Genomic DNA, 20,690 nt, shown 5'->3' on the forward strand with positions numbered 1-20,690 from the left:
GGTAAGGCGGGTTCTAACCCGCCTTACCACTCACGAGGCACCTGCGGGAGGGTCCTCGGGAGGGGACGCGGGCAGGGAGACTTGCGCGGAGAGGCCGTCCGGCCAGGTCAGGGTGGCGTGGCGGCCGTCCGCGGCGATCGCCAGCGACGGATCGGCCTCTTCCGGGCCACCGCGATCCAGGACCACCACGGCGGCGTACACGGCTCCTGGCTGCGGCGGCGCCTCGACGTACGGGGTCGCGGTCCACTCGCCCAGGGGAGAGACGCCGGACTCGGCCACCACGTCCGCGGTGGTGAAACCACGCAGACTGCGCAGTGCCGAACGAAGCTCGGGGACCTCGGCCGTGGCCGACACCGCCGAACCCGGATTCCCCGTCGGCTCGGCGCAGGTGCGGGTCACCGGCCGGGTCTCACCCGCGACCGGCCACCCGCTCAGCCGCAACGCAGTGAATGACTCATTCCTTGCGTCCGACGCCAGGAATGAGTCATTCACTGCGTTCGGGGGCGTGCGGGCCGGATCGTCCAGGCGGGCGAGCCGCACCTCGACTCCGTTCCGCACCACGGACACGACGGTCAGCACCGGCCCTGCCACCACCGGGCCGCTGCGGCCGGAGCCGTGGTCGGGGGAGTCGTCGGCGGACGTGTCCACCCAGCGAACCCGGCCCTGGGACGCGGCCGCGAGCACCCCGCCCGGCAGCTGGATCGCGTAGCACGTCGAAAATCCCGACCGGTGGCTCGGCCGCCCGTCCGCGTCGAGGAGGTACACCGCGTTGTCCGGCAAGGAACCGAGCGGGGGCATCGTGGCCGTCGAGTACCCGAGCCGGGCGTAGAGCGGGGCGTCGGACCGCGGGTCGCCGGGGCGCGCGTGGTCCGTGCCGTGGTTGACCACCAGCGCGATGCCGTCGCGACGCCGTCCCGAAACCAGCCAGCCGGGCGCGGCGACGACGCGAGCGACGTCCCCGGTCTCGATCGGCAGCGGTTCCTCGACGTCCGTCCACACGGGATGGCCGGCGGGCAGCGCGAGACCCAGCAGGCCTTTCGCCGCCCAGTACGGCGACCCCGGTCCGGAGTACGCCTGGCGCATCGCGGGCCACGCGTGGTGCCAGCCGAGGGTGAGCAGGTCGCCGGACGCGCCGAAGTGCCGGACCATCCCGCCCGCCACCCGGCGCGTCAGGCCGGGGGAGAGGTGCGAGGTCCCGGTGAGCGCGCCGGCCCAGAACGGTGCCGCGGCCGCGAAGCGGTAGACCAGGCTGCGGCCCTGCCGCAGCGGCGAGCCGTCGCTGCCCACCAGCCGTACGGCGTCGTCGAGGTAGGCACGCAGGTCCGCGCCCCACCGGTGCCGGAGCGAGCCGGGGCACAGGGTGCCGGTGACGTCGAAGAAATGCGTCCACAGCAACGGGTACAGGTGCAGGGCCCAGCCCGTGTAGTGGTCGTAGGCGCGCTCGGCGCCGTCGCTGAGCCAGCCGCCCGGCCGCCGCAGCGACGCGTGCACGGCGAGGTCCTCCTCGACGTCGGCCGCCGACCACGGGCCGCCCGCCTCGCGCAGGAACGATTCCACGACGATCCGGAACCACACCCAGTTGATCGGCGGGTAGGGCTGCCCGATCACCGTCGCGAGCCAGGCGACGACCCGCTCGCGGACGGCGTCGTCCAGGCGGTCCCACAGCCACGGCCGGGTCAGCTGGAGCACCAGCGCGATCGACGCGGCCTCCACTTTGGACTGGCCCAGCTCGTCGGGCCGCGGCCACGCCTCGGGCGAGGCCGGATCGGTGCCGGCGGCCAGTCCGCGCGCGTAGTGCTCCAGCACCCCGCCCGGATCCGCGCCGCCCTCCCCGGCGACGCGGAAGCCGGCGATCAGGAACGTCCGGGCGAAGCCTTCCAGGCCGTCCGAGACGCGGCCGTTGCGGCTGGCCGGGCCGGGCAGGTCGATCCGGGCGCCCGCCGGGGACCGGTACTTCCCGGCCGCCGCGAGCAGCCGGTCCGCGTACGCCGCCCAATGCCCGCGGGTCCAGCCGGTGTACGGCGACAGCTGCCGGTCCTCGACGGCGGTCATGCCTGCACGGCCAGGGAATGCCGGGTCACCGGGGCCCGGGGCGGCAGGCCGGCGGCGTACCGTTCGAGTTCGCCGAGCGCCTCGGCGCTCATCCGGCGGGTCTCCGAACCCAGCGACCCCGCGATGTGCGGCGTCAGCACCACGTTGGGCAGGTCGTAGAGCGGGGAGCCGGCCGGCAACGGCTCCGGTTCGGTGACGTCGAGGACGGCGTGCAGGCCGTCGGCGGCGCAGGCCAGTTCGAGCGCCGCGGTGTCGACGAGCGCGCCCCGCGCGGTGTTGATCAGCACCGCGCCGGGCGGCAGGGCCGCCAGCTCGGCCGCACCGATCATGTGCCGCGTTTCCGGCAGCGACGGCGCGTGCAGGCTCAGCACGTCCGCTTGGGGCAGGGCTTCGGCCAGCGAAGCGGGCTCGGCGCCGGCCGCCCGGATCTCGCCCGGGTCGGCCACCGGGTCGACGACGAGCACCCGGGCCAGGTCCAGCAGCCGCAGCAGCGCGGCGACCCGCCGTCCGACGCGGGAGAAACCGACCAGCACCACCGTCCGGTCGCGGCCGGACAGCTCGCCCCGCTGCTCGCGGTAGCCCCAGTCCTCCCGGGACAGCCGGGCGTCGGCGGCCAGGAACGGCACCTTCTTGAACGCCCACAGGATCGCGCCCAGGGTGTACTGGGCGACCGGCTCGGCGTTGGCGTCGGCGGCCGTGGTGACCAGCAGGCCGCGGTCGAACACCGCCGCGCCGACGTGGTCGCGGACGCTGCCGGCCGCGTGCAGCACGGCCCGCAGGTGCGGCGCGGCCCGCAGGACCGCGTCGTCGAGCGGGGGACAGCCCCACGACGTGATCAGCACCTCCACCTCCGCCAGCCGCGCGCGCACCGGATCCGAGGCCAGCTCGTCGGTGCACAGCGGCTCGCCCAGCCGGGCCGTGGCGCGCAACCGGGCCAGTTCGGCGGGTCCGAACTGCAGCTCCATCGTGTCCCGCGCCATCACCAGCAGAGTCTCCGGGCGGCGCGTCACTTGACGCTGCCCGCCGCCAGCCCGGACCGCCATTGCCGGTGCAGCAGCACGAACGCGACGACCAGCGGCAGCACGGCCAGCAGGGAGCCGGTGATGACGAGCGGGTTGTACTGCGGGAACTGGGTCACGCGCGTGCTCCACTGGTACAGGCCGAGGCTCATCGGGAACAGCTTCGGATCGGTCAGCATCACCAACGGCAGGAAGAAGTTGTTCCAGATCCCGACGAACTGGAACAGGAAGACGGTCACCAGGCCGGGCCGCATCATCGGCAGCGCGATGGTGAAGAACGTCCGCAGCTCGCCTGCCCCGTCGGTCCGGGCGGCTTCGAGCACCTCGCCGGGCACCGCGGCCTCGGCGTAGACGCGGGCCAGGTAGACGCCGAAGGGGTTGGTGAGCAACGGGATGAACACTGCCCAGAACGTGCCGACCACCTCCAGCTGCGACGCCAGCAGGTACAGCGGCAGGGCCAGCGCGGTGGTCGGCACGAGGACCCCGGCCAGCGTCACCGCGAACAGCGCGCGGCGGCCCGGGAAGTCGAGCTTCGCGATCGCGTACCCGCAGGCGGCGCAGATCAGCGAGCCGAGCACCGCGCCGAGGCCGGCGTAGAGCAGCGAGTTGCGGATCCAGGCGAGGAAGACCCCGCCGTCCTGGCTGAACAGCGCGCTGAGGTTGGCGCCGAGGTTGAACTGTCCGAATTCGAACGCGCCGGTGGTGGAGAAGTCGCCGACGGACTTGGTGGCCGAGGTGACCAGCCAGACCAGCGGCAGCACCGCGTACAGCGCGGCGAGCACCAGCAGAACGTGGACGACCGTTCGAGACGTCCACCGTGAACCGGCAGAGGACAAGGCAGTCACCGGGACCTCCGGTTGGACAGGCGCATGACGAGGGCCGAGAGCAGGGCGGACACGAGGGCCAGCAACACCGACGCGGCGGCGGCGCGGCCGTAGTCGTTGGCGATGAACGCGGCTTCGTACACGTAGAGGCTCGGGGACCAGGTGCTCGTCACCGAGCCCGTGAACCCGCGCAGCACCAGGGGTTCGGTGAACAGCTGCAGCGACCCGATGATCGTGAACACCAGAGCGACGAACATGGTCGGCCGGATCATCGGGACCTTCACCGACCACGCCGTCCGGAAGCCCCCGGCGCCGTCGGTGCGGGCCGCTTCCAGCACGTCACGCGGGACGGCCTGCAGCGCGGTGTAGAAGATGATCATGTTGTAGCCGACCCACTGCCAGGTCGCGATGTTCACGATCGAGGGCAGGATGCCGGTCTTGCCCAGCGGGTCGAACGGCAGGAACGCGGTCAGCCCCGAATTGGGGCTGTAGAGGTAGGCCCAGATGAGCCCGGTGATCACCGTCGGCACCGCGTAGGGCAGGAACACCGACAGGGACCACAGGCGCTTGAGCCGCACGACGGCGGAGTCGATCAGCAGCGCCAGCACCAGGGCCAGGCCGAGCATGATCGGGATGTGCACCAGGACGAACAGCGCGACGTTGCCGAGGCCGGTGTGGAAGGCGCTGTCGGTGAGCACGTCGACGTAGTTGCCCAGCGCCACGAACGCCTGCGCCGGACCGGAGAAACCCAGGCCGGACAGGCGATCGGTGAACAGGCTGAGGTAGAGCGCGTACCCGATGGGCACGAGCACGGTGGCGGTCAGCAGGATCGCGAACGGACCGGCCAGCACGAGGCCGGCGCGCCCGCGGCCGCGCCGGCTCGGCGCCGGGGCACCGGAGCGGGCCGGCGCCGGCACGCGCGCGGCGCGTTCAGGAGTGAGGACGGTCATCAGGCTTTCCCTTCCAGCACGGTCAATCCCCGCTCCCGCAGCGCGGCGACGGCGTCGCCCTGCGTCTGGCGGACGGCGGCGGCCAGGGTCGTCCCGCCCGTCTTCACCCCGCTCATGCGGTCGACGACGGTGGAGAAGATCCGCAGGGCGTTGGGGCCCCACGTCCAGTCCGGCACGCGGCGGGCGGCCTCGTCGAGCACGTCGTACACCGGGTCGCCGAGGAAGTACCCGCCCTTGTACGCCTTCCGGGCGACGTCCCGGCTCGGCAGGTAGCCCGGGAAGGGGGTGGTGAAGGTGGTGCCGATCTTCGCGACCGCCGGGTCGGTGCTCAGCCAGCGCAGGAACTTCACGGCGGCCTCGGGCACCTTGCTTTCGGCGGAGACGGCGAACGCGCTGCCGCCCTGCACGCCGTTGGCGGGGGTGCCGTCCCACGTCGGCATCGTGGTGACCGCCCACCGGTCCTTGTCCTTGGGGATCGACTTCACCAGGGAGCCGACGCTCCAGGACGCGCCGAGCAGGCCCCACAGCCGCCCGGTGTGCATCGCCCCGATCCAGTCCTGGTCACCGGTCGGGGCGGTGGCGACCAGGCCGTCGCGGATCATGCCCTGCCAGTAGTCGGCGGTGCGCAAGGTTCCTTCGCCGCTGATGTCCACCCGCCACGAGCCGCCGTCGACGCGCCACCAGGGATCGCCCGCCTGCCAGCACATCCCGGCGAAGAACGAGCCGTCGTTGAGCGGGAACGTCGTCACCCGCGCGGCCGGGTCGGCCCGCTTCACCGCCTGCGCGGCGGCGCGGAACTCGTCCCACGTGCGCGGCACCGCGATGCCGTGGGAGTCGAAGAGGTCCTTGCGGTAGTAGAGGACCATCGGGGCGAGGTCCATCGGGACCGCCCAGGTGCGGCCGCCGGGCCGCACGCCCTGCCAGGCGGCGGGGGAGTAGCCGTGCTCGAGGTCCGCGAGGTCGCCGGTGAGGTCCCGCAGCCCGCCCGTGGTGAGCAGCTGCGGCAGGCCCTGGTACTCCGCGTGCAGGATGTCCGGGGCGTTGTGGGCGCGCAGGGCGTTGGTCTGCTGGGCGTAACCGCCCTTGAGGCCGGACGCGATCACGTTGAGCTCCACCGCGATGTCCGGGTGGGCGGCGTTGAACGCGGCGACGTACTTGTCCATGCCGGTGAGCCACGACCAGAGGGTCACCCGGGTGGCGCCGGACGCGGTGGTCGTCGACGCGCAGCCGCCGAGCAGCCCGCCGGCCGCGAGCCCGGCCGAGGCGGACAGGAAGGTCCTGCGGGTGAACCCCTGAAGCTTCATTGCTCCTCCGTCGAAGTGATGGCTGTCACTGTCGGCGTGTGCCATAGTGCGAGTCAACAATTCGGGTCAGAACCGATCACAACCGATCAGAATCGAAAGGGCGGCAATGAGGCTGCTCCCCGACGTGCGCGACCGGACGGTCTGGGACGCCGTGGACGGCGAGCCGATCCTCGCCGAAGCCGAGGCCGTGCTCGCGCGTCCGGCCCCGGTCCTGACCGCGACGGCGTGGGCCAGGACGTTCCGCGACGGCGTCCGGACCGACTACGAAGACGCGGCGCGCGCGTTGCGCGAACGCGTGACGCTGCTGGTGCTGGCCGCGGTGCTCACCGGCGAGGCGCCGCCGGGGCCGGTGCCGTTCCTGGACGGCGCCGTCGACGGCCTGGTCGCCCTCGCCGAGACGACCACCTGGTGCTGGGCGCCCCACGACCGGCACGCGGCCGCGCGCGGCGAAGTGCTGGCCGACCCCGGCGACCCCTTCCTCGACCTGGGCGCGGCCGAGGTCGCGTCCCTGTTCGCCTGGGCCGACCACGTCCTGGGCCCGCACCTCGACCTCCGCGCCCCCGGGTTGCGCAGACGTTTGCGGCGCGAGGCCGACGTCCGCGTCCTGACGCCGTTCGAGCGCGTCCGCGACTGGCACTGGCTCGGCCTCGACGGCGACGCGCACAACTGGAACCCGTGGATCCACAACGCCGTCCTCACCGCCGCGCTCCTGCTCGTGCCCGACGGCGAGCGCCGCCGTCGGCTGGTGCGGCTGGTGGCCGAAGGGCTCGGGCACTACGTCGCGGTCCTGCCCGACGACGGCGGCATCGACGAGGGCGTCGCCTACTGGTGGCACGGCGCCTGCCGCCTGCTGGAGTGCCTCGACCTGCTCGGCGGCGCGGAGGATCTTCCCGTGGTGGCCGAGCTGATCCGCTTCCCGCACCGGATGCACCTGGGCGGCGACGCCTACGTCAACGCCGGGGACGCCCCGGCCCGCCTGCCGCCGGCCCAGCCGTGGCACGTGCTGCACCGGTGGGGCGCGCGGCTCGGCGACGACGAGGTCCGGGCGCACGCGCTGAGCCGGGCGCGCGCGAGCGGGCGGCCGGTGTGGCCGCAAGCCGGGCTCGGCCGGGCCCTGGCCGCACTGGCCGACCCGGGCTGGCGCACGGCGTGGGCGGGGGAGCCGGAAGGCAACTGGCTGGCGCGCGAGGAATGGCTGCCGCGGGTGCAGGTGCTCGTGGCCCGGGAGAGGGCGGGTTCGCCGCGCGGGCTGACCGTGGCGGTCAAGGCCGGGCACAACGGTGAGCGGCACAACCACCTCGACGTCGGGTCCTACTGGGTGGCGGCCGACGGCGTGCCGGTGGTGGTCGACGCCGGCCAGCCGACCTACACCGCGGCCAGCTTCGGGCCGGACCGGTACCGGGCCTGGCCGGTGCGCAGCGAGTGGCACAACGTCCCGGAGCCGGGCGTCACGCAGCAACCCGGGGAAGCCTTCGGGGCGCGGGACGTCCGGGTCGAATTCTCGGAGTCCGAAGCCGTGCTGTCCGCGGACCTCGGCGGGGCCTACCCGGGGGTGCCGCGCTGGATCCGTTCGGTGCGGCTGGTCCGGGACACGCCCGCGCACGTCCTCGTGGAGGACGACGACAGCGGGCGGCCCGTGCGGCTGCGGCACGTCCTCGCCGGGGACGTCGAACTGGGGGAGGGCGAAGCGTTCGTGTCCCGGGACGGCCGGCGGGTGCTGCGGCTGAGCTGGGATTCCCGGGCGACCACCGCGGAGTTCGAGCGGCGGCCGCTGGACGACCCGCTGCTGCGGGCCTCCTGGGGGCCGCACCTCGGCCGGCTCACGCTGCTGGTGCGCGAGGGCCCGGCGCGGGTCCGGCTGGAGCAGGTCCGATGATGCTCGCTTCCGAACGGCACCAGCTGATCCTTTCGCTGGTGCGCGAACACGGCGCGATCCGGCTCACCGAGCTGGTGGACCGGCTGGGCGTCACCGCGGTCACCGTGCGGCGGGACGTCACCGAGCTCGCCGACCGCGGGCTGCTGACGCGCGTGCACGGCGGCGTCACGCTGACCCGGCCCCGCGGCGGTCACCCCGAGCCCGGGCGCGCCGTCTCGGCGTTCGGCCCGGCCGCGCACGGCGCGCTGGTCGGCATGGTCGCGCCGTCGGTCGAGTACTACTGGCCGACGGTGGTCCAAGGGGCGCAGTCCGCCGTGGCCGCCACCGGCGGCAGGCTCGTCCTGCGCGCGTCGAGCTACGACGCGGCCGAAGACCGCCGTCAGATCACCAAGCTCCTCGAACGCGGCGTGCAGACGCTGCTGGTCGCCCCGGCCACCCGCGGGCGCGGTGCGCTGGACCTGCTGCGCTGGCTGGGTTCGCTGAGCGTGCCGGTGGTGCTCGTCGAACGCCTGCCGCCGCCGGAGCTGCCGACCCTGGCCCTGGACGCCGCCACCACGGCGCACGCGCTCGGCGCGGGACTGGCCGTCCGGCACCTGGTTTCCCTCGGCCACCGCGGGGTCGGGCTGGTCACCTCGCGCTCCAGCCCGCACAGCCCCGCCGTGCGCACCGGCTGGCGCGAGACGATCGCGTCGCTGGGCCTGGACGCCGGTGCGGCACTGGACCTCGACGTCCCGGCCTACGGTTCCCGCGGCTGGGCGGAGGAGTACGACACGCTGCTGGACCGCTGCCGCCGGGCCGGCGTCCGCGCGCTGCTGGTGCACGCCGACCGCGAGGCCATCGGCCTGATCGAACGGGCCCGCGACGGCGGTGTCGCGGTGCCCGGCGAGCTGGCGGTGGTCTCCTACGACGACGAGGTCGCGGCGGCGTCCGACCCGCCGCTGACCGCGGTGTGCCCGCAGAAGCACCGGCTCGGCGCGGTGGCCGCCGAGCTCGCGCTGGCCCGGCTCGCCGACACGACCGAGCGGCCCGTGCACCGCCTCCAGCTCTGGCCGACGCTCGTGGTGCGCGAATCCTGCGGGAGCACACCGGAATCCCGGCTTGCGTGAAATCGTCGAATTCGCTGGCGGGTTACGGCAGAAGATATCCGTTCAGGAATTGATTGAGCGGATGCGCGGAAAAGCGCCCCAAGGCGGCCTTGGTTGCGTCTCACGCACCGAAGGCCGCCTTGGGGCGCTTGGGACCTCAGGAAGCCGTGAGGCGGCGCAGGGCCGCGTGGGTCGTCACCGCCGTGCCGAGGGCGACCACGAGGACCGTGCCCGTCACCAGGACGCGGGTGCGGGACCGCGCGGCCCGGGTCGGGATCGCCGCGAGGGGACGGGAAACCGCGAGGCCGGTGAGGATCCGCTCGGCCTCGGCCATCGACGGCCGGGCCACCGGTTCCGGGCACAGGAGATCCAGCAGCGCGTCGAGGACCGGTCCGCGGGTCTGCGGCGGGACGGCCGTGCCCGGCAGCCGCCCTTCGAGGGCGAAATACAGGGTGGCGCCCAGGGAATAGACGTCCGAGGGACGGCCCGGGCCCGCCCCGGCGGCCACCTCCGGGGCGGGGAACCCGCCGCCATCCAGCCCGAAGCCGGTGATCTTGGCCGTTCCGTCCGCGGTGACCAGCACCTTGTCCGGGCCGAAGCCGCGGTGGAGGATGCCTTCGGCGTGCGCGGCCGCCAGCGCCGACGCCAGCTGGGCGCCGAGTGCCGCGACGCGGTCCGGGGGAAGGCTCCCGCGCCGGTCGACCAGGTCGGCCAGGGTGCCGGCCGGCAGGTCCTCCGTCACCGCGTACGGCGTCAGGTCGTGCTCGAAGACGTCGTGCACGACGAGGACGTGGGGGTGGTGCAACCGGACGGCCACCCGGGCGTCGCGGATCGCCTTGGCCCGGACCCGGTCGGAATGGGCCGCGTCGAACGGGCAGCCCGGCGGCAGCTGTTCGACGACGACGAACCGGTCCAGCAATTCGTCCTTGGCCCGCCACGCCGTGCCGCCGGGACGGTGGCCCGTGGGTTCGAGCAGCCGGTACCGCCCGGCCAGTGCCCCTTTTTTCGCTGCCACCCGAATCCCCTGTCGACGTCGACGGCCCCTCGAACGGAAATACGGCCGCCACGCGATCCGGGTTCGGTTTCCGCGCCGATGGTCCGGGAATTTTCACCTCTCGCGCAACGTCGCCCCTTCGCGGACGGCGGGGGCGACCGCGGTGCTTTCCCCGGCGACGAACGCGGGGGACACCGCGTCGGGATCGGCGGCCGGTTCGCCGTCGAGCTGGCCCACCGCCCGCCGGACGGACAGAACCCCCAGTTCGGCGGCCGGGATCACCACCGCGGTGGGCCGGATCCGCTGCTGGCCCGCCACGGTGTCCGAGCAGACCGCGACGACGGAAACGTCGCCGGGGACCTGCCGCCCGCGTTGCCGGAGGGTGCCCATGACCAGCGGCAGCGCCGCTTCGTCGTGGACGACCAGCGCGGTCGGGCCGCCGTCGGCGAGCAGCTCGTCGAGGCTGCGGGCGACGTACTGTGCGGTCGGCGCGCAGGTCCGGGAAATCGCTTTCACGCCGCGCTCCCCGGCGGTCGCGCCGAAGCTGTCCACGAAACCCGCCAGGTACCGCAGCCGCGCGCCGGGCGGCGTGTCCGGCGGCGTGAGGTGGGCGACCGACCGGTGGCCGAGATCGGCGAGGTGGGTGAGGCAGGCCCGGCCGGCCGGCGCGAAGTCGAGCGTCACCGACGCCAGTCCGCGGTGCTCGCCCGGCGCGCCGACCAGCACCGCCGGGCGGCCGGAGGCCAGCAGCACGGGCACGCGCGGGTCGTCGGTCCCGGCGTCCAGCACGATCACCGCGTCGGCCAGTGCGGCCGACGTCACCCGGTGCAGCCCCGCGGTGCCTTCGTCGTCGGTGACCAGCAGCAGGTCGAAGCCGAGTTCGCGGGCCGCGCCCGCGGCCGCGGAGAAGAACTCCATCTCCATGCCCAGCTGCCGGTCGCCCAGCGGCGGCACCGCCACCGCGAGGACACCGGCGCGGGGCGACGGCGAGCCGCCGCGGCGCCGGTAGCCGAGGGCGCGGATGGTTTCCTCGACCCGGCGCCGGGTGGCGGGGGAGATCGTCCGCTTGCCGGTGATCACGTAGGACACCGTGCTCGCCGAGACACCGGCCGCGTTCGCCACGTCGGTGATCGTCACCGCGGCGCGGCTGCCACCGGCCGGCCCGTCCGCCACGTCGCGGAAATTCGTCATCTTGTGAGGACTTTCTCGAGAACCATTGTCCGATCCGTTGTCCGGCCGGAAGTTAGCGCTAACAGGAAGGAGCGGATGCTGACCATAATGCCGGTCAACGCCGCTGGTCAAGCCACCTTCGTCGGTTGATCGAAAATGTTCGGGGCGCCGATTATTCCCCGGGCAGGCAGTCGGTCACCGGCATCCCGCGGCTGCCGCCGCGGGCCAGGGCGATGAAGCCGAAGGTGGTCGATTCGCCCGGCTTCAGCGCCGCATTCCACTCGGCGTTCGCGATCACCGCGGTGGCGCCGGTCCGCATCAGCCTGCCGTTCCAGAGGTCGTCGATGCTCGTCCCGGCCGGGGTGGCCCATTTGACCGTCCACCCGGTGACCGCGGCGCGCCCGCTGTTGCGGACGGTCACCAGCCCCTTGAAGCCGCCGTTCCACGATTCCACCACCTGGTAGCGCGCGGCGCAGGCGGGCGGGCCGGTGGTCCGGGACGTGAGCGGCCCCGGGACGGCGGTCGAGGGCGTCGTGGAAGGCGCCGAAGCGAGCTGGGCGGCGGCACTCGCCGGCTCCCGGCCCGGCGGGATCGCCGTCGCCGCCACGACGGCGGCCGCCGTCAGCGCCAGCGCCGTCCCCGCGAAGGCCAGCCGAGAGCGGCGACGACGGCGGACCGGGGCGGGAGCGTTCTCCGCTGGGGCGGCCACCGAGACCACACCGGGTGCGGTGGCGCGGGTCAGCAGCCGCGCCGCCCCGGCCATCGCCGGACGGGCGGCCGGATCCCGGTGGAGCAGCCGGAGGACGGCGTCGGTGACCGGGCCGCTGGTGGCGGGCGGGGTGATGGCGCCGGCGCCGACACGCTTGAGCAGGGCCAGCTGGTTTTCGTCGGTGCCGAACGGTGGCCGCCCTTCGAGCGCGGTGTAGAGCGTCGCGCCGAGCGAGTACACGTCGGACGGGAAACCGGGTTCTTCGCCGTCCGCGACTTCCGGGGCGAGGTAGGCCGGCGTGCCGACGACCAGCCCGCGGCCGGTGGCGGTGCCCTCGCCGCGCGCGTGGGCCACGCCGAAGTCGGTGATCTTCGCGGTGCCGTCGGTGGTGACCAGCACGTTGTTGGGGCTGATGTCGCGGTGCACCACGCCTTCCGCGTGCGCCGCGGCCAGCGCGGAGGCGAGCTGCGCGCCCAGTTCGGCCACGTACTCCGGCACCAGCGGGCCCTGCTCCTCCAGCAGGTCGGTCAGCGTGCGGGACGGCAGGTACTCCATCGTGATGTAGGCCGCGGCGCCCTGTTCGACGACGTCGTACACGACGACCGCGTGCGGGTGGCGCAGCCGGGCGGTGACCCGGGCCTCCCGGATCGTCCGCTCGCGCGTGCGCTCGGCGGCCGCCGGATCCGCGGGGGAGTCGGGGAACAGCTGCTTGATCGCGACCAGGCGGTCGAGCCGCTCGTCCTTCGCCCGCCACACGGTTCCCATCGCGCCGTGACCCGCCCGGCCGAGCACCCGGTACCGGCCGGCGATCACTGCCCCTTCGCGCACGGGCACGCTCCCCTCTGTCGTCTCCGTCATCAGGGGACACGGCCGGTTCCGGTGCGCAGTTCGCCCCGTCGGCCCAATTCACTCACCTGGGTGGGGGCAGAAAAAAGCGTTCGACGTATTCGTTCCGGATGCCGGAAACGGCATCGGCCGCTACGGAAGAAATGGCGATCCGGTTGTGACGGAACGATAACGGTGTCAGTTCGACCGGCAGTCGAGGACCGGAACGGCCGGATGGCCGGACGTGACGTCCTGGTTGAGCCCGAACGAAGCCGAGCCGTCCGGCTCGACGAGGGCGTTCCAGCCCGCGTCGGTGACGGTCACCGCCGAGCCGACCTGGCTCAGGGTGCCGTTCCAGAGGTCCCGGATGCCGGCCCCGCCGGGCTGCACCCAGGTCACCGTCCAGCCGGTGAGCCGCCTCGGCCGGTCGTTGTGCACGGTCACCTGCACCTGGGAACCGCCCGGCCAGGCGTTCGTGATCTCGTAGCGCGCGGTGCACCCGGCGGTGGCCCCGAGCGGTTCGGGTGGTGCGGGCAGCGTGGAGCGCCGCGCCGATCCGTCGGACACGCGAGCCGACGCCGGCGCGGGTGCCGTGGTGGTGCTGCTGACCGTGTGCGAAGCGGTGATCGTCGTGGGCGGGTGCTCGACGGGGACCGCGGTGGTGGCCGCCGGCCGGTCGGCGAGGGCGAGACCGGCCGCCACGCTCACCGACGTCAGGCACGCGGCGGCCCCGATCACGGCGACCCGGCGGAGCCGGGACCGGCGGGGTGCCCCGGCCGTGGCGGGCCTGCCCACGGTGGCCAGCAGGTCCACCGCCTCCTGCATCGACGGACGCGCGGCGGGATCGCGTTCGAGCATCCGCATCAGCACGGGGGTCAGCGGGCCGCCGTGGCCCGGCGGGGTGAGCTGGTTTTCGGTGATCCGCCGCAGCAGCGTGATCGGGTCGTCGCTGGTGCCGAACGGCGGCGTTCCCTCCAGGGCGGTGTAGAGCGTGGCGCCGAGCGAATAGACGTCGGAGGGCAGGCCCGCTTCACCGCCCCGCGCGACTTCCGGAGCCAGGTAGGGGAGCGTGCCCACGACGACACCGTCGTCGGCGGCCGGGTGCTCGCCGAGCGCGCGGGACACGCCGAAGTCGGTGATCAGGGCGGTGCCGTCGTCGGCGACGAGCACGTTGTTGGGCGTGACGTCCCGGTGCAGGATCCAGTCGCCGTGCGCGGCGGCCAGCGCCGCGCCGATCTGCCGCCCGAGCCGCAGCACGTCGCACCGCGGCAGCGGCCCGCGCTCGACGAGCAGCTCGGTCAGCGACCGCGCGGGCACGTACTCCATGACCAGGTACATCGAGCCGGCGTCCTCGAACACGTCGTAGACCGCGACGGCGTGCGGGTGCCGCAGCCGCGAGGCCAGCCGCGCCTCCCGGATCGCCCGCTCGCAGACGTCGCCGCCGGTGCCCGGCTCGTGCAGGAACTGCTTGACGGCCACGACGCGGTCCAGCCGCTCGTCCTTGGCGCGCCACACCAGGCTCATCGCGCCGCGGCCGACGTGCCCCAGCAGCCGGTACCGCCCGTTGACGAGCTGTTCCTCGAAAGCCACCCACACCCCTGCGCCGGTCGACGAAACGATGCACTTTTTAGCAGAAGACGGGCGTTCGGTGGGGGTTCGGGACCGACTGGGTCTCCGACCGTTATCCGGATCACGCCGGCCCATTCCGGCAATTCGCCGCGGCGGAGTCCATTCGACGAATTCGGCCTCGGTGCGGAAGTCCCGGCCGCGGCGGCGTACGGTGGAGATCGCGGTTCAACCGGCAGCCGCCCACCAGCTCCCCCCTGCGTGTCCGTTCCCGTGGGTGGGCCGGGAGGCGGGGGTCGCCTTCCGGCCGTCCTTCGTTTCGAGGAGGCCTGTGTGCTCGACCAGATCGCCGCTCCGCAGTTCCGCGTCGACGTCCCGTCCGCGATGACGTGCACGGTGACCGCCACCGCGGAGGCGACGATCGTCGCGATCCGCGGCGAGATCGACCTGCCGGTGCTCGACCGGCTCCGCACGCGGCTCGGTGACGAGCTCGACCTCGCCCCGCGCGCGCTGGTCCTCGACCTGTCCGGGGTGTCCTTCTGCGGCGCGGGCGGGATCACGGAGCTGCTGGTGGCGGCCTCGGAGGCGCACGTGAGCGGCGTGCCGTTCGCGATCGCGGCGGCCGGCCGGGCGGTGCTGCGGCCGGTCCGGGTGCTGGGCCTGGAGCGGGCGCTGCCGATCCACGGGAGTGTCGGCGCGGCGCTGGACTGGCTGGCCGTGCTGCCCCGGCTGCGGGGGACCGGGCGGGGCTGACCCGCCGCCGTCAAGACCGGTTCGCGCGCTCCCGCTGGGGCACGACGACGTACTTGGGGTCCTTTGTGGACTCGACACCCGCTTCGAACACCCCGAACCGCTGCAGCGCGCTCCCGGCGAACAGCGCCGCCCCGGCCGCCACCGAGACCGCGCGGCTGCGGTGGCCGGCCAGCGCGCCGAGCAGGCCCGCCGCCGTCAGGCGTTCCGACCACCTGCGCAGCCGGTGCGCCTTGCCCGTCGTGTACGCCTCCGCCGTGAGGCCGAGCCGCCGCTCCAGCACCTTCGACGCCACCAGCTCCGTCGCCGCGCCGAAGACCGCCAGCGCCCGCGCCGGGCCCGCCTCCTCGACCGGGACCAGCGCCATCGCGAAGCCGCCGGAACTCGCCGCCGCCGAGCCGGTGAACACGAACGGCAGCTCGGCGTGGGCCTCGTGCCAGGCCGGGACCGCCGTCTGGGAGAGCAGCACGGCCGTGTAGGACGCGACGGCCGGGGCGACGACCGCCGACGACAGCCCGGCGGGCCGCGCGGCGGCGCTGACGATCTTCCCCGGCAGGCGGCGGCGCAGCCCGGCGGGCAGCACCTCGGCCGCCGCGGCCACCCCCATCCCGGGGCCGAACGCGGTCAGGATCCAGGTGCCCACGCTCATCGGCGACGTCGGTTTCGCGACGCGCAGCATGTGGTGGAAGCGTTCCGGCCGCCCGAGGTCGGCGACCAGCAGGTAGACACTGGCCAGCAGCGCCGCGAGCGAACCTGTGCGCCCGGCCCGGCGCAGCGACGGCCGCCCGGTCAGATCGGCCCCGGCGGCCAGCAGCGAGGTACCCGCGGCGAGCCCGCCGGTGAACAGGTACGCCGGTACTTTCCACTCCCACACGGGCGGCTTGAGCACCGGCCGCCCGTAGTACGACCGGAACTCGGCGCGGGGCACCATCAGCTCTTCCCCGGACCCACCCCGCTTGCGGCGCCGGCCCGGCCAGCGCGCCCGGGTGTCGGCGGCGCCGGCATCGCTGCGTGGTTCGCGGAGGAGGGGATCTTCGCTCATCGGCGGGGTGCTCCGATCGCGGTGGTGGCGGTTTGGGATTCGCGCGAGGTCACCGACGCCTCTTTCCGGATGCGGCGGGCGGCAGCTCTTTCCCGGCGGCCGGAGGCCCGCGGTGTGCCGCGGGGTTCGCGCGGGATCATCGGCGCCACCGGTCGAGCGATCTGGCGGCGGGCGGCAGCTCTTTCCGCGGGGCCGGAGGCCTGCGGTGTGCTGCGGGGTTCGCGCGGGATCATCGGCGCCGCCGACCGAGCGATGTGGCGGCGGGTGACAGCTCTTCCCCGGTGCCGGTGGCCTGCGGTGTGCTGCGTGGCGCGTGGGAGGTCACCGGCGCCGCCGTCCGAACGAGGCGACCGCCGCGGCGAGCAGGGCCGAGGCCGCCATTCCGGCGTACTTCCACATCGCGGGCAGCTCGCGGGTCGGCACCACCGGATCCGGCGGCAGCCCGTAGACCTCGGGTTCGTCCAGCAGAAGGAAGAACGCGCCGCCGCCGCCGACGCCGTCTTCCGGGTCGTGGCCGTAGAGCCGCGCTTCGGGCATGCCTCGCGAGTGGAGTTCCTCGACCCGGCGCGCGGCCCGCTCCCGCAGCTCGTCGAGTTCGCCGAACTGGATGGAGTCGGTCGGGCAGGCCTTGGCGCACGCCGGTTCGAGGCCGTCGTGGAGCCGGTCGTAGCAGAGCGTGCACTTCTGCGCCCGGCCGTCGCCCGGACGGCGGCCGATGACGCCGTACGGGCAGCCCGAAACGCAGTACCCGCAGCCGTTGCAGATGTCCTGCTGCACCACCACCGTGCCGAACTCGGTGCGGAACAGCGCGCCGGTCGGGCAGACGTCGAGGCAGCCGGCGTGGGTGCAGTGCTTGCACACGTCCGAGGCCATCAGCCACCGGAAGTCCGTCCGGCCCTCGGTCCCGGTCTTCGCGCCCGGCAGGTCGAACGAGGGCATGCCCAGGTCTTCGGGCTCCCGCGCCGGCCGTGGCTGCTCGACGAAGGCCACGTGCCGCCACGAGTCCGCGCCGAGGGACCCGGTGTTGTCGAACGACATCCCGAGCAGGTCGAGCCCGTCTTCGGGGACGTCGTTCCACTCCTTGCAGGCGACTTCGCAGGCCTTGCAGCCGATGCACACCGACGTGTCGGTGAAGAACCCGACGCGCGGCGGGTGCCCGGTGTGCCCGGCCTCGCCGGCGACGTCCGGCAGCGGCCCGGAGAGCCGGTTCTCGGTCGTCATCGTCGGTCCTCCGTCTCGTGGCCCGGCTCGACGTGCTCGGTGTCGAGCGCGGTGGCGACCCGGGTACCCGTTTCCGGCGTGATGCCCGCCCGCGCGCGGTACTCCGCGAGCAGGGCGAGCAGCTCGGCGCCGCGCGGCCGCCGTCCGGGCCGGACGTCGCAGGTGGCGACCTTGCTCTCCTGGATGAAGACGTTCGGGTCCAGCACCACGCCGAACAGGTCGTTCACGACGTCGCGCGACACGAGTCCCGAGCTGCCCCAGTGGTAGGGCATCCACACCTGGTGCACGACCCGGTCCTGCACCCGCAGCGGCGCCATCCGGTCGGTCACGAACACCCGCGCCTCCACGGCCGCCCGCGCCGTGACGACGTGCGCCCAGTCCAGGTGCGCGAGCCCGCGCAGCTTCGCGAGCTCGGGGGAGACCTCGACGAACAGGTCCGGCTGCAGCTCCGACAGGTACGGCAGCGTCCGGCTCATCCCGCCCGCGGTGTGGTGCTCGGTCAGCCGCGCGGCGGTGAACACGAACGGGAACACCTCGCCGCCGGACTCGGGCGGCGACGGATGCGACGGGTTGTCGCGACGGCCGTAGACCTTCCGCGCCGGATTGCCCTGCTGGGCGTAGAAGGGGTTCCGGAACGGCGATTCGTGCGGTTCGTAGTGCGCCGGCAGCGGGCCGTCGGCCAGCCCGGTGGGCGCGAACAGCCAGGCCTTGCCGTCCGCCTGCATGATGAACGGGTCGTCGCCGCGCAGCGCGGCCGGGCCGACGGCGTCCGGCGGCGGGACGTGGTCCGGCGGCTTGGTCTTCTCGAAGTCCGGGACGTCGTGACCGGTCCATTCGCCGGCGTCGGCGTCCCACCACACGAGGGCCTTGCGCTCGCTCCACGGGCGCCCGGCCGGGTCGGCGGACGCGCGGTTGTAGAGCACCCGCCGGTTCAGCGGCCACACCCAGCCCCATTCGCGGGCGTACAGGTCCTGCTCGAAGCGGGACTTGCGGCGCGCGGCCTGGTTGACGCCGTCGGCGTAGACGCCGCTGTAGATCCAGCAGCCGCAGGAGGTGCTGCCGTCGGCCTTGAGCTCGAGGTAGCCGCCGACCTCCTTGCCGGTGGTGAGGTCCTGGCCGCTGATCCGCCGCAGCACGTCCTCGGCGGACGGTTCGCCGCCGTGCACCTCGTAGTCCCAGGCGAGGTCGAGCACCGGCCGGTCGCGCTCGTCTGCCGAGCCGGCCAGCCGCTCCCGGACGAGCCGGCCCAGGTGGTAGAAGAACCACAGCTCCGAGCGCTGGTCCGCGGCCGGTTCGACGGCCTTTTCGCGCCACTGCAGCATGCGCTGGGTCTGGGTGAACGTGCCTTCCTTCTCGACGTGCGAGGCGGCCGGGAAGAAGAAGACCTCGGTGCGGCACTGCTCCGGCACGATCTCGCCGGTCTCGATCTCCGGCGCGTCCTTCCAGAAGGTGGCGCTTTCGATCATCGTCAGGTCCCGGACGACGAGCCAGTCGAGGTTGGCCATGCCGAGCCGCTGCAGCCGGCCGTGCGCCGACCCGACGGCCGGGTTCTGCCCGAGCAGGAAGTAGCCGGAGACCTTGCCCTCGACCATGTCCATGACCGTGCGGTAGGTGCCGTGGTCGCCGTTGATCCGCGGCAGGTAGTCGAAGCAGAAGTCGTTTTCGGCGGTAGCCTTTTCGCCCCAATACTCCTTCAGCAGCGACACGGTGTAGGCGTCGGCGTTGCGCCAGAAGCCCTTCTGCTTGTCGCCGCGGACGTCGTCCAGGTAGTCGGCCAGCGTGGCCTGCTCGGGCGTCGGCATCGGCAGGTAGCCGGGCAGCAGGTTGAACAGCGTCGGGATGTCGGTCGAGCCCTGGATGCTGGCGTGCCCGCGCAGCGCGAACACGCCGCCGCCGGGCCGTCCGATGTTGCCGAGCAGCAGCTGGATGATCGAGCCGGCGCGGATGTACTGGGCGCCGACGCTGTGCTGGGTCCAGCCGACGCTGTAGACGAGCGCGGCGGTGCGTTCCCGGCCGGAGTTGCGGGTCCAGGCGTCACAGACCCGCTGGAAGAGCTCCTTCGGCGTCCCGCAGGTGGCTTCGACCATCTCGGGGGTGTAGCGGGCGAAGTGGCGCTTGAGGATCTGGAACACGCAGCGGGGGTGCTGCAGCGTCGGATCGGCGGCGATCTCGTCGCTGCCGCCTTCGAGCACCGGGCCGCCCGAGCCGTGCTGGTCGGACGCCGAGGTCTCCTTGCCGTGCGCGGTGTCCCGCGGCGGCACGTTCTCGTAGTGCCAGGTCGAGGGGTCGTAGGCGGCCTTGGCCTCGTCATAGCCGCTGAACAGGCCGTCGAGGTCCTCGGTGTCGCGGAAGTCCTCGTGCACCAGGAAGGAGGCGTTGGTGTAGGCGACCACGTACTCGCGGAAGTCCAGGTCGTTGCTCAGGATGTGGTTGATCACCCCGCCCAGGAACGCGATGTCCGTGCCGGCCCGCAGCGGGACGTGGGCGTCGGCGAGCGCGCTCGTGCGGGTGAAGCGCGGGTCGATGTGGAACACCTCGGCGCCGCGGGCCTTCGCCTCCATCACCCACTGGAACCCGACCGGGTGCGCCTCGGCCATGTTCGAGCCCATGATGACGACGCAGTCGGCGTTCTGCAGGTCCTGCTGGTAGTCCGTCGCGCCACCGCGACCGAAGGAGGTCCCCAGACCGGGAACCGTGGCGGAGTGTCAAATCCGGGCCTGGTTTTCGATCTGGATCGCGCCCAGCGCGGTGAAGAGCTTCTTGATCAGGTAGTTCTCTTCGTTGTCCAGGGTGGCGCCGCCGAGGCTGGCCAGCCCCATGGTGCGGCGTAGCGGCTTGCCGTGGTCGTCGGCGTCCTGCCAGCCCTTCCGGCGGGCGTCGAGCACGCGGTCGGCGACCATGTCCATGGCGGTGCCGAGGTCGAGTTCGGTCCACTCGGTGGCGTAGGGCGCGCGGTAGCGGACCTTCTGTTCGCGTTGCGGGCCGGTGACCAGCTGCTTGCTGGCCGAGCCCTTGGGGCAGAGCCGGCCGCGCGAGATGGGGCTGTGCGGGTCGCCCTCGATCTGGACGACCTTTTCGTCCTTGACGAAGACCTGCTGCCCGCAGCCGACGGCGCAATAGGGGCAAATCGACTTGGCCACCCGGTCGGCGCTCGCGGTGCGGGGGGCGAGGGACTCGGAGTGCGGGGACTCGGCGGCCTTGCCCCGGCCGAGCGGGTCGGAGCCGGTGAGCTGGCGGTAGACGGGCCAGGACTCGAGCCACTTCCGTGGTCCCATGGCACCTCCCGCTCCTGTCACGCCCGGC

The 20,690-nt window shown here is 73.5% G+C and carries 16 protein-coding genes; 3 read left to right on the forward strand and 13 right to left on the reverse strand.

Annotated features, from left to right (window positions below; translation table 11 throughout):
- Positions 1-30: 30 nt before the first annotated feature.
- Genes ACFPLC_RS31470 through ACFPLC_RS31490 form a run of 5 tightly spaced genes read right to left on the reverse strand, consistent with a single transcriptional unit; the run spans position 31 to position 6,149 of the window.
- Complete coding sequence (locus ACFPLC_RS31470) at positions 31-2,052, reverse strand: DUF2264 domain-containing protein (RefSeq protein WP_378190101.1); 2,022 nt, start codon at positions 2,050-2,052, stop codon at positions 31-33.
- The gene (locus ACFPLC_RS31475) at positions 2,049-3,062 is read right to left on the reverse strand and encodes a hydroxyacid dehydrogenase (RefSeq protein ID WP_378190103.1); all 1,014 of its coding nucleotides are present in this window, start codon (positions 3,060-3,062) and stop codon (positions 2,049-2,051) included. Before ACFPLC_RS31475 ends, ACFPLC_RS31470 begins: the two co-directional genes overlap by 4 nt.
- The gene (locus ACFPLC_RS31480) at positions 3,059-3,916 is read right to left on the reverse strand and encodes a carbohydrate ABC transporter permease (protein WP_378235984.1); all 858 of its coding nucleotides are present in this window, start codon (positions 3,914-3,916) and stop codon (positions 3,059-3,061) included. The genes ACFPLC_RS31475 and ACFPLC_RS31480 overlap by 4 nt, the downstream gene beginning before the upstream one ends.
- A complete protein-coding gene (locus tag ACFPLC_RS31485) occupies positions 3,913-4,845 on the reverse strand; it encodes a carbohydrate ABC transporter permease (RefSeq protein WP_378190107.1) in 933 nt (310 codons plus the stop codon). Before ACFPLC_RS31485 ends, ACFPLC_RS31480 begins: the two co-directional genes overlap by 4 nt.
- Entirely contained in the window at positions 4,845-6,149 is a 1,305-nt protein-coding gene (locus ACFPLC_RS31490; RefSeq protein WP_378190109.1) for an ABC transporter substrate-binding protein, read from the reverse strand. Before ACFPLC_RS31490 ends, ACFPLC_RS31485 begins: the two co-directional genes overlap by 1 nt.
- Positions 6,150-6,255: 106 nt before the next feature.
- Here ACFPLC_RS31490 and ACFPLC_RS31495 point away from each other — a divergent pair, with 106 nt between their 5' ends.
- Both ACFPLC_RS31495 and ACFPLC_RS31500 read left to right on the forward strand, forming a co-directional pair.
- A complete protein-coding gene (locus ACFPLC_RS31495) occupies positions 6,256-8,025 on the forward strand; it encodes a heparinase (RefSeq protein ID WP_378190111.1) in 1,770 nt (589 codons plus the stop codon).
- Positions 8,022-9,131, forward strand: a complete 1,110-nt coding sequence (locus ACFPLC_RS31500) for a substrate-binding domain-containing protein (protein WP_378190113.1) — start codon at positions 8,022-8,024, stop codon at positions 9,129-9,131. Before ACFPLC_RS31495 ends, ACFPLC_RS31500 begins: the two co-directional genes overlap by 4 nt.
- A 136-nt stretch (positions 9,132-9,267) precedes the next feature.
- Here ACFPLC_RS31500 and ACFPLC_RS31505 read toward each other — a convergent pair whose 3' ends face one another.
- From ACFPLC_RS31505 to ACFPLC_RS31520, 4 genes are all read right to left on the reverse strand, one after another.
- On the reverse strand, positions 9,268-10,125 hold the full coding sequence (locus ACFPLC_RS31505) for a protein kinase domain-containing protein (RefSeq protein ID WP_378206572.1): 858 nt from the start codon (positions 10,123-10,125) through the stop codon (positions 9,268-9,270).
- Between the two features lie 93 nt (positions 10,126-10,218).
- On the reverse strand, positions 10,219-11,295 hold the full coding sequence (locus ACFPLC_RS31510) for a LacI family DNA-binding transcriptional regulator (protein WP_378206569.1): 1,077 nt from the start codon (positions 11,293-11,295) through the stop codon (positions 10,219-10,221).
- 151 nt (positions 11,296-11,446) lie between these two features.
- Entirely contained in the window at positions 11,447-12,841 is a 1,395-nt protein-coding gene (locus ACFPLC_RS31515) for a serine/threonine-protein kinase (protein ID WP_378235985.1), read from the reverse strand.
- A 165-nt stretch (positions 12,842-13,006) separates the two neighbouring features.
- Positions 13,007-14,398 (reverse strand): serine/threonine-protein kinase, encoded by a 1,392-nt coding sequence (locus ACFPLC_RS31520; protein ID WP_378206563.1) that lies wholly within the window; start codon positions 14,396-14,398, stop codon positions 13,007-13,009.
- Between the two features lie 309 nt (positions 14,399-14,707).
- Between ACFPLC_RS31520 and ACFPLC_RS31525 the strand changes: the two genes are divergently transcribed.
- A complete protein-coding gene (locus ACFPLC_RS31525) occupies positions 14,708-15,127 on the forward strand; it encodes an STAS domain-containing protein (protein WP_378206560.1) in 420 nt (139 codons plus the stop codon).
- Positions 15,128-15,137: 10 nt separating this feature from the next.
- Here the strand turns inward: ACFPLC_RS31525 and nrfD are convergent, their stop codons facing one another.
- From nrfD to fdh, 4 genes are all read right to left on the reverse strand, one after another.
- Positions 15,138-16,166 (reverse strand): NrfD/PsrC family molybdoenzyme membrane anchor subunit, encoded by a 1,029-nt coding sequence (nrfD, locus tag ACFPLC_RS31530; RefSeq protein WP_378206557.1) that lies wholly within the window; start codon positions 16,164-16,166, stop codon positions 15,138-15,140.
- Complete coding sequence (locus ACFPLC_RS31535; RefSeq protein ID WP_378235986.1) at positions 16,163-16,399, reverse strand: hypothetical protein; 237 nt, start codon at positions 16,397-16,399, stop codon at positions 16,163-16,165. Before ACFPLC_RS31535 ends, nrfD begins: the two co-directional genes overlap by 4 nt.
- An 88-nt stretch (positions 16,400-16,487) precedes the next feature.
- Positions 16,488-17,387, reverse strand: a complete 900-nt coding sequence (locus tag ACFPLC_RS31540; RefSeq protein WP_378206554.1) for a 4Fe-4S dicluster domain-containing protein — start codon at positions 17,385-17,387, stop codon at positions 16,488-16,490.
- Positions 17,384-20,662 carry a formate dehydrogenase gene (fdh, locus tag ACFPLC_RS31545; RefSeq protein WP_378206551.1) on the reverse strand — a complete coding sequence of 1,093 codons (3,279 nt, stop codon included), beginning with the start codon at positions 20,660-20,662 and terminating at the stop codon, positions 17,384-17,386. Before fdh ends, ACFPLC_RS31540 begins: the two co-directional genes overlap by 4 nt.
- Positions 20,663-20,690: the final 28 nt, after the last annotated feature.

The organism is Amycolatopsis plumensis, assembly GCF_042652605.1.
GTDB classification, from domain to species: Bacteria; Actinomycetota; Actinomycetes; order Mycobacteriales; family Pseudonocardiaceae; genus Amycolatopsis; species Amycolatopsis plumensis.